This window comes from Brachybacterium sp. SYSU DS0246 (genome assembly GCF_059391765.1).
In genome coordinates this window covers 1-1,011 of record NZ_JBZXYT010000066.1, presented here as the reverse complement: position 1 = coordinate 1,011, position 1,011 = coordinate 1, and the positions used below count along the sequence as shown (strand labels likewise).

Below are 1,011 nucleotides of genomic sequence, written 5' to 3'. Positions count from 1 at the left end.
GGCGGATGGTGCGGCCCTTGGAGATGCGGGCGATGAAGATGCCCACGAACGGCGACCAGGTGATGGTCCAGGCCCAGTAGAAGACCGTCCAGGTGTTCTGCCAGCCGGTGTTGGCGAAGGTGTCGTTCCACAGGGCCAGCTCGGGCAGGGCGACGAGGTAGTTGCCGAACGACTCGATGGTCCCCTTGAGCACGAACAGGGTCGCGCCGCCGGCGAACAGCACGAAGATCAGCAGCAGCACGGCGGTGACGATGTTGATGTTCGAGAGGATCTTGATGCCCCGGTCCAGGCCGAGGGAGACGGAGATGAGGGCCAGGCCGCTGACGACGCCGATGATGATCAGCTGCCAGCCGGCGTTCTCCGGCATCCCGAACAGCTGGTGCAGGCCGCCATTGATCTGCAGGGTGCCCAGACCGATGGAGACGGCGATGCCGAACACGGTGCCGATGATCGCGACGATGTCGATGAGCTTGCCGATGGGGCCGTGGATGCCCTCGCCCAGGACGGGCTGGAAGATCGAGCTCACGCGCGGCGGCAGGTTGCGCTTGTGGATGAAGTACGCGAAGCACAGGGCCGGCAGCGTGAAGATCGTCCAGGTGTGCAGCGTGAAGTGGTAGTACGTGAAGTTCATGGCGTCACGGGCGGCCTCGACGGTGCCGCCCTCGATGCCGAGGTCCGAGGCGCGCGGTGGGTCGCCGAAGTGGCTGATCGGCTCCGCGACGCCCCAGAACATGAGGATCGAGCCGATGCCGGCGGCGAACAGCATCGCGAACCAGGCGCCTCCGGAGTGCTCCGGCGGCTCCTCGTCCGGGCCCAGCTTGACGCGGCCGAAGCGGCCCAGGGCGATGAAGATCAGGAACGCCAGGAAGACGCTGACGCCGAGGATGTAGAACCAGCCGAGGTTCGTCATCAGCCACGTCGACGCCGCCGACGTCGCGGCACCGAGCGGATCGGTGAACAGGATCGTCCCGAGCACGAAGGCGATGATGATCGCCGCCGAGCTGAAGAAGA

Annotated in this window: 1 protein-coding gene; it reads right to left on the bottom strand. The window is 66.1% G+C overall.

Translation table 11 applies throughout. The annotated features are described in order from the left end of the window. Positions 1 to 1,011 (bottom strand): BCCT family transporter (locus AC5020_RS16915; RefSeq protein WP_464989144.1); only part of this gene is annotated, 1,011 nt, incomplete at both ends.